Genomic DNA, 8,328 nt, shown 5'->3' with positions numbered 1-8,328 from the left:
TGGCAACGGGCGCGGTGGACACCGTCATCGTGGCGTTCACCGACATGCAGGGCAGGCTGGTCGGCAAGCGGATGTCGGCCCGGCTCTTCGTCGCGGAAATCGCCGCCCACGGCGCCGAGTGCTGCAGCTACCTGCTCGCCGTCGACGTCGACATGAACACCGTGGGCGGCTATGCGATCTCAAGTTGGGACACCGGGTACGGCGACATGGTGATGCTGCCGGATCTGTCGACCCTGCGGCTCATCCCGTGGCTGCCCGACACCGCGCTGGTGATCGCCGACCTGCGCTGGGCCGACGGCCGGGAGGTCGCCGTCGCGCCGCGGGCCATCCTGCGCCGCCAGCTCGACCGGCTCGACGGGCGCGGCCTGATCGCCGACGTCGCCACCGAGCTGGAGTTCATCGTGTTCGACCAGTCGTATCGCCAGGCTTGGGCCAGCGGGTACCGCGGGCTGACTCCCGCCAGCGACTACAACATCGACTACGCCATTTTGGCGTCATCGCGGATGGAGCCGCTGCTGCGCGACATCCGGCTGGGCATGCAGGGCGCGGGCCTGCGGTTCGAGGCTGTCAAAGGCGAATGCAACCGGGGTCAGCAGGAGATCGGCTTCCGTTACGACGAGGCGCTGATCACGTGCGACAACCACGCAATCTACAAGAACGGCGCGAAGGAGATCGCCGACCAGCACGGCAAAAGCCTGACCTTCATGGCGAAATACGATGAGCGCGAAGGCAATTCCTGTCACATCCACCTCTCGCTGCGGGGCCGGGGCGGCTCGGACGGCGGCACCGCGGTGTTCCCCGACGACGGTGGCCCGCACGGAATGTCCGCAATTTTCCGCAGTTTCATCGCCGGGGTGCTGGCGACGCTGCCGGAGTTAACTCTCTTCTACGCGCCGAACATCAACTCCTACAAGCGATTCGCCGACGGCAGCTTCGCGCCCACGGCGGTGGCCTGGGGCCTGGACAACCGCACGTGCGCGCTGCGGGTGGTCGGTCACGGCCGCAACATCCGGGTCGAATGCCGGGTCCCCGGCGGAGATGTCAACCCCTACCTTGCGGTGGCGGCTCTGGTCGCCGGCGGCCTGCACGGAATACAAGGGGGCCTCGAGCCGCCCGACGCGTACGTCGGAAACGCGTACGAGGCGACCGGTGTCCGGCGGCTGCCCGCCACCTTGGCCGAGGCGGCCGCGGGGTTCGACGATTCAGCGCTGGCGCGGGAGGCCTTCGGCGACGACGTGGTGGCGCACTACCTGAACAACGCTCGCGTCGAGTTGGCCGCCTACAACGCGACGGTCACCGATTGGGAAAGGATGCGCGGTTTTGAGCGCCTCTAGGCCCGACGGTGGGGACCCACGGAGACCGGTCGTGGGATTGACCGGTTATCTCGAGCAAGTCCGAACCGGGGTGTGGGACGTTGCAGCGGGATATCTGCCTGCCGACTACTTCGAGGGTGTCATTCTTGCCGGGGGGATCGCGGTGCTGTTGCCGCCGCAGCCCGCGGACACCGACGCCGTCGGTGGGCTGCTCGAGAGCCTGGACGCCTTGGTGCTCACCGGCGGTTATGACGTGGATCCCGGGGCGTATGGTCAGCAACCGCATCCGAGCACCGATCATCCGCGAACCGCGCGTGACGCTTGGGAATTCGCGCTGTTGCGCGGTGCGCTGGACCGTGGGCTTCCCGTCCTCGGCATCTGTCGCGGTGCACAGATGCTCAACGTCGCGTTCGGCGGCACGCTCCACCAGCATCTCCCGGATGTGCTGGGCCACAACGGTCACCGGGCGGGCAATGGCGTGTTCACCAGGCTGCCCGTCCGCACCGTGGCGGGTACCCGGCTCGCCGCGCTGCTCGGGGAGTCCGTCGACGCGCCGTGCTATCACCACCAGGCAATCGACAAGGTGGGCGACGGCCTGGTGGTCAGCGCGGTGGACGACGACGGCGTCATCGAGGCGGTCGAGCTGCCCAGCGACGGCTTTGTGCTTGCGGTGCAATGGCATCCGGAGAAGTCGCTCGACGACCTGCGGTTGTTCAAGGCGGTGGTGAGCGCCGCGCAATCGTATGCCGATTCCCGATGACATCGGCGCAACTGGTCAATCCCGCGACCGAGGAGGTGCTCGCCTCGATCGACCTGCTCGACGCCGCTGCGGTCGACGACGCCGCGGCCCGCGCGCAGGCGGCCCAGCGACGTTGGGCGCGGTTATCGCCCGGGCAGCGTGCCGAAGGCCTGCGGGCGTTCGCCGCCGCCGTCGACGCCCACATCGACGAACTGGCCGGGCTCGAGGTGGCCAATTCGGGACACCCGATCGTGTCGGCCGAGTGGGAGGCCCGCCACGTCCGCGACGTGCTGGCGTTCTACGCCGGTAGCCCGGAACGCCTGTCGGGCAAGCAGATTCCCGTCGCCGGCGGCCTTGACGTGACATTCAACGAGCCGCTGGGTGTGGTCGGTGTGATCACGCCGTGGAACTTTCCGATGACGATCGCGTCCTGGGGCTTCGCGCCCGCTCTGGCCGCGGGCAACGCGGTGCTGGTCAAGCCCGCCGAATGGACGCCTCTGACGACCATCCGGCTCGGCGAGCTGGCCGCCGAGGCCGGGCTCGACGCCGACCTCCTGCAGGTGCTACCCGGCAAGGGCGCGGTGGTCGGGGAGCGTCTCGTCACCCACCCGGAGGTGCGCAAGATCGTCTTCACCGGCTCCACCGAGGTGGGCAAGCGGGTCATGGCCGGCGCGGCGGCCAACGTCAAGCGGGTGACTCTGGAACTCGGCGGTAAGAGTGCCAACATCGTCTTCGCCGACTGCGACCTCGAGCGCGCGGCGGCGAGCGCGCCTGCCGGGGTGTTCGACAACGCGGGGCAGGACTGCTGTGCGCGCAGCCGGATCCTGGTGCAGCGCAGCGTGTACGACCGGTTCATGGAGCTGCTCGAGCCGGCGGTGAAGGCGGTGGCCGTCGGGGACCCTGCCGCCCGCGACACCGAAATGGGCCCCCTGGTCTCCGGCGCGCACCGCGACAAGGTGGCCTCCTACGTGCCCGACGACGCGCCCGTTGCCTTCCGGGGCGCCGCGCCGACGGGTCCCGGGTTCTGGTTTCCGCCCACGGTTCTCACGCCGCGGCGCAGCGACCGCAGCGTCACCGACGAGATCTTCGGCCCCGTCGTCACCGTGCTGGCGTTCGACGACGAGCACGACGCCGTCACGCTGGCCAACGACACCGCCTACGGCCTGTCGGGATCCATCTGGACCGACGACCTTTCCCGCGCGCTTCGGGTGTCGCGGGCGATCGAGTCCGGCAACCTGTCGGTGAACTCGCACTCGTCGGTTCGCTACCACACGCCGTTCGGCGGTTTCAAGCAGTCCGGGCTGGGCCGCGAACTCGGCCCGGACGCGCCACTGCATTTCACCGAGACCAAAAACGTGTTCATCGCCATCAAGGAGGAGGGCTAGCGGTTCCATGACGGACCTGACCCAACGGCTGGCGGGCCGCGTCGCGGTCATCACCGGTGGCGGCAGCGGCATCGGCCTGGCCGCCGGGCGGCGGATGCACGCCGAAGGCGCGACCGTCGTGGTCGGCGACATCGACCGCGAAGCCGGTACCAAGGCGGCCGAGGAGCTTTCGGGGTTGTACGTGCCGACCGACGTTTCCGACGAGCACGCGGTCAATGCGCTGTTCGACACCGCGGCCGAGTCATACGGCGGGGTCGACATCGCGTTCAACAACGCCGGCATCTCACCTCCCGAGGACGATCTGATCGAGAAGACCGAACTTGCGGCATGGCGGCGGGTCCAAGACGTCAACCTGACATCGGTGTACCTGTGCTGTCGCGCGGCGTTGCGGCACATGGTGCCCGCGCAGAAGGGCTCGATCATCAACACGGCCTCGTTCGTCGCGGTGCTGGGATCGGCGACGTCGCAGATCTCCTACACCGCCTCGAAGGGCGGGGTGCTGGCAATGTCGCGTGAGCTCGGCGTCCAATTCGCCCGTCAGGGCATCCGGGTCAACGCGCTGTGTCCCGGTCCGGTCAACACCCCGCTGCTGCGGGAGCTTTTCGCCAAAGATCCCGAGCGGGCCGCTCGTCGGCTGGTGCACGTACCGCTGGGCCGCTTCGCCGAACCCGACGAGATCGCTTCTGCCGTGGCGTTTTTGGCAAGTGACGACGCTTCGTTCATCACCGCGTCGACGTTCTTGGTCGACGGCGGGATCAGCTCAGCCTACGTCACGCCCCTGTGAGCTCTGTGAAGGCCGACGGCCGAATCCGTGTCCTGCACTCGGTGCTGCGCCGGACCAATGTCTTGTGTCCGCCGACGGTTGGCGAATACTCGACAGTAGATCAGCAACGGGAGGTCGACATGCCTGTCGCCACGGTGGAAAACGAGGTCATCAAGAAGGCAGTGCGGTCGGCGTGCCGCGCGCCGTCGCTGCACAACAGCCAACCCTGGCAGTGGGTGGCCGGCGCCGGGCGCTTGCACCTTTTCCTCGATCCGCACCGTGCCATCCTCGCCGACCGGTCGGGGCGCGAGGCGCTCATCAGCTGCGGCGCTGCGCTCGACCACCTTCGCGTGGCGATGGCCGACTCAGGGTGGCAAGCCCACATCGTCCGCTTCCCGAATCCGGACGACCCCAACCATCTGGCGTCGATCGACTTCACCCCGCTCGACCACGTCACCGATGATCAGCGGCGCCGCGCCAGCGCGATCTGGATGCGCCGGACCGACCGCCTGCCCTTCGTTGCTCCGATGAACTGGCCAGCGTTCGAGCCGGTGCTGCGCGCGGCCGTCGACGATGAAGCCGTGCATGTGGATGTGATGCCCGAGGAGGAGCGCCCGCGGCTGGCGCAGGCGTCCCACCTCTTCGAAACGCTGCGTTACTACGACTCGACCTATCACGCCGAATTACGCTGGTGGACATCACCATTCGAGGCGTCAGAGGGCATTCCGTATGCCTCCTTGCCGTCGGCGGCCGAAAGCGACCGCGTCGATGTCGGGCGCGGCTTTCCGATGACGCACCACGACGAAAGACGCACCGCGGTCCCTCAGGACGACGCCACGATCCTGCTGCTGTCCACGGACGGCGACAGCCGCGCCGATGCACTGAGCGTCGGCGAAGCGCTCTCAGCGGTGCTGCTGGAGTGCACGATGGCCGGCTTTGCCACCTGCCCGGTGACTCACGTGACCGAGCTCAAAGTCACCCGTGAGCTCGTCGCCACACTGCTGGACCGCGAGGCCTGGCCCCAGGTGCTGGTGCGGGTCGGCGTCGCGCCTGCGCTGGGGAAGGTGCCGAAGCCGACACCGCGCCGATCTCTCAGTGAGGTCTTCCGGCTGCAAGGCTGACGGTCGCTTTTTGCCGCCGGGTGGTCGATTGCGGCCGGTCCACGAAAGCCAGGCGACGTAGGCGACGGCGAGAGCCAGGGCAACCAATTGGGTTCGTTGGGCCAGCCCCACCTGTTCGCCCGTGGGGGCCGTGTCATCGAGTACGACTTCCGCAATGGTCCACACCGTGCTGGCCACCGAAACGATCGAGATTGCGACGCCGGCGCGGTGTGCGAGCGTGCCACGCTGCGTTCTGCTGGTGAAGCACAGCGTGGCCACCAGCAACCCGGCGATGGCGGCACTGCTCGTGACGGTGTGCAGCGCGTCGGTGATGGGCAGTTGATGCGCGGCTTGGCGGCCCGCGCATCCGGCGTCGAGGTGGGGGCGACAGGGCAGCGGCAGCAGCGAATCCACCGCAGTGGCGGCGCCGAAACTCGCCAGGCCCAGCCACGCGATCCGCGGTGTGAAGGGTCGCGGCACGGCGCCGCTCAACGACATGGCGGCCGCGGCAACGACCGCGAGCAAACCCGCGGCCAGGTCGGTGGAGGCGAACAACCAATGATCGGGACCGCTTCCCGCAGCCAGTTCACTGGCGTATGCGTGCACCGGGTCGGCACCGACATGCAACGGGAATTGCAGCATCCAGGCCGAGTACAAGACCGCGCTCAACGCCAGGCTCACGGCCGCGAAGGTGCGGCCCAGCCGCCGCACGGCGAAGCCGGTCGGTTCCGGGCTGGCCGCGGTCTTGCGCATGAAAGCAGATTTCACCCCCGCATCGGGGTTAAACCCGAACCTTCCAAACTCAGGTGCCCGCTCCCAGCACCATCAATGGAATCGCCATCTCGGCCGCCGTGGCCGCGCCGTGAAAACCTATGAGGCGAGCCGTTTCCGGCGGCTCGTGGCCGGTCGCCAGCACGGCCGCGTCGCCGGTACACACGACGACGACGTCACCGATCCGCGCCAGGTGCCGCGGGTCGACGGGCCCGAACATCCCTGTGGCCACGGCCTGTTCGCGGCTGTAGACCCGTGCCCGACCGTTCAGGGCCTCGCTCCAAGCGGCCCGTACGTCCGCCGTGGCCCCTGGTTCGGTGTGCAGGTAGCGCACCCGCGGCTCGCCCGCGACCACCCGTACTCCCTCGCCCAACCGGGGGTCGGTGTCAAGGTCGACGCGAGCGTGCGGCGCAACGTTGAGGCCGCCGTGGTCGGCGGTCACCAGCAGGGCCGCGCTGGGGGGGAGCGTCTCGACCAGCCGGGTCAGCAGCGCGTCGACTCGGGCGGCCGCTTCGTGCCATTGGGCCGATCCCACGCCGAACAGGTGGGCCGCGGTGTCCAGGTCGGCCGTGTAACCGTAGATCAGGCCCGGCCCCGCGCGCAGCTCGTCGGTCAGCTCCCGGGTGTAGTCGTCGGTCGGGTTCGTCGGCCGGAAGCGGGCGCCGCGATAGGCCGCGTCGGTCAGTCCACTGCCCAGGAAGTGGGCGGGCAGGACGGCGCGCACGTCGACGCCGGCGTGCCGTAGCCGACCGAACCACGTTGGCAGCGGCTGCCATTCGGTAGGCGGCGGGTCGTCGCGCCACAGGACGTGGTTGAGCACCCTGTCCGTGCCGGGCACGTTGAGCGTGAAACCCAGGACGCCGTGTTCTCCCGGCTGGGCCCCGGTGCCCAGCGACACCAGGCTGCTGGGCGTGGTCGACGGGAAGGTACACGTGAGCTCGGTCAGGCGCCCCGTGTCGCCAGCCAGGATGGAGGCGAGCAGCGGCGCGCTGCCGGCCAATTCGGGTAGCAGATGCCAACCCATGCCGTCCACCAGCACGATCGCGACGCGGTCGACTCGATCGCGGCCCCAGTCGGCCAACCCCAGCTTGTCGACCGCACCGGCGACGCCCAGCAGCGCGCCCGCGGCGGGGAGCACGTCGCATATGGAACCGCGCACTTGACCAGGCACGGCGTCAGTCTGGCACGAAGGTCAAGATGCGCGCGAAAGGCGGATTCGTCGGGGCTCGCCCATCTCGGCCGGCCGCCCGAAACCATCATGTCAGTGGGCTGTGGCACGATCGAATGTATGTTCGAAGGGAAGCGGTTGGCCGATCCGGAGTCGGTTGCCCGGTTGGGTGAGCTCATGGAGCGCCGGCATCCGTCGGTGACCTCGGAGTCCGCGGCATTGGTGGAGGCGATCTGTGCGGGGGCGCGCGCGGAAAATCGCGCGGTGGCTGCCCAACTCGATGAGATGGGGCGGTTGTTCGCCTACCGGTTGTCGCGGTGTTCAGAGGATGAGGATTGGGCCATTGACACCATGGCGGCGGTGGCCGCTGAGGTGGGCGCGGCGTTGCGGGTCAGCCAGGGCGTGGCCGAAAGCCGGCTGCGGTATGCGCGGGCGATGCATGAACGCCTGCCCAAGGTGGCGCAGGTGTTCAAAGCCGGTGACATCGACTATCGGGCGTTTCAGACGATCGTGTTTGGCACCGATTTGATCACCGACGCCCAAGTGCTGGCCGCGGTGGATGGCGAGCTGTCTGTCATGGTGCCGCTGTGGCCCTCGCTGAGCAAGGGACGGTTGGGCGCGCAGGTCGCCAAGGTGGTGGCCAAGGCCGATGCCGATGCGGTGCGCCGGCGCAAGCAACGCCAGGCCGAGCGCGAGGTGTCGATCTGGGAGGGCCACGACGGACTCTGGCATGTCGAGGGCAGCCTGTTGTCTCCCGACGCGCACGCGCTGGATCAGCGGCTCAACGCGCTGGCCGCCACGGTGTGCGCCCATGATCCGCGCAGCCGCGATCAGCGCCGCGCCGACGCGTTGGGGGCGCTGGGCGCCGGCGCGGATCGGCTGGGGTGTCGCTGCGGGCGCGCTGACTGTGCGGCGGGCAAGCGCCGGGCGGCAGGCCCGGTGGTCGTCCACGTGATCGCCGAGCAGGCCAGCCTCAACGGCGGCAGCGACGCGCCGGCCTCGATGGTGGGCGCTGACGGGCTGATCACCCCCGAGCTTGTACGCGAACTGGCCACCTCGGCCAAACTCGTGCCGCTGATCCACCCCGGC

Annotated in this window: 7 protein-coding genes and 1 pseudogene; 6 read left to right on the top strand and 2 right to left on the bottom strand. The window is 69.0% G+C overall.

The annotated features are described in order from the left end of the window. The 5 genes from JO059_RS07325 to JO059_RS07305 form a co-directional block, all read left to right on the top strand. On the top strand, positions 1-1,334 hold a 1,334-nt coding region (locus JO059_RS07325), incomplete at its 5' end, for a glutamine synthetase family protein (RefSeq protein WP_293315425.1). Then, positions 1,300-2,073, top strand: coding sequence for a gamma-glutamyl-gamma-aminobutyrate hydrolase family protein (locus JO059_RS07320; RefSeq protein ID WP_293315428.1), 774 nt, complete (start codon positions 1,300-1,302; stop codon positions 2,071-2,073). The genes JO059_RS07325 and JO059_RS07320, both read left to right, overlap by 35 nt. Then, the gene (locus JO059_RS07315; RefSeq protein WP_293315424.1) at positions 2,070-3,437 is read left to right on the top strand and encodes an aldehyde dehydrogenase family protein; all 1,368 of its coding nucleotides are present in this window, start codon (positions 2,070-2,072) and stop codon (positions 3,435-3,437) included. The genes JO059_RS07320 and JO059_RS07315 overlap by 4 nt, the downstream gene beginning before the upstream one ends. 7 nt (positions 3,438-3,444) lie before the next feature. Further along, positions 3,445-4,221, top strand: coding sequence for a 3-oxoacyl-ACP reductase (locus JO059_RS07310; protein ID WP_293315423.1), 777 nt, complete (start codon positions 3,445-3,447; stop codon positions 4,219-4,221). 119 nt (positions 4,222-4,340) lie between these two features. Continuing rightward, positions 4,341-5,321, top strand: coding sequence for a nitroreductase family protein (locus JO059_RS07305; protein ID WP_293315427.1), 981 nt, complete (start codon positions 4,341-4,343; stop codon positions 5,319-5,321). A 108-nt stretch (positions 5,322-5,429) separates the two neighbouring features. Here the strand turns inward: JO059_RS07305 and JO059_RS22920 are convergent. Then, positions 5,430-5,942, bottom strand: a pseudogene (locus JO059_RS22920) (DUF998 domain-containing protein); the annotation flags it as partial. A 160-nt stretch (positions 5,943-6,102) separates the two neighbouring features. After that, on the bottom strand, positions 6,103-7,230 hold the full coding sequence (locus JO059_RS07295) for a nucleotide pyrophosphatase/phosphodiesterase family protein (protein WP_293315426.1): 1,128 nt from the start codon (positions 7,228-7,230) through the stop codon (positions 6,103-6,105). A gap of 129 nt (positions 7,231-7,359) precedes the next feature. Between JO059_RS07295 and JO059_RS07290 the strand changes: the two genes are divergently transcribed. Further along, positions 7,360-8,328 (top strand): 13E12 repeat family protein (locus JO059_RS07290; protein ID WP_293315421.1); only part of this gene is annotated, 969 nt, incomplete at its 3' end.

It is taken from the genome of Mycobacterium sp. (assembly GCF_019247615.1).
Lineage (GTDB): Bacteria > Actinomycetota > Actinomycetes > Mycobacteriales > Mycobacteriaceae > Mycobacterium.
Note: the sequence above shows the minus strand (reverse complement) of the source record. Positions and strands in the feature narration are given on the sequence as shown.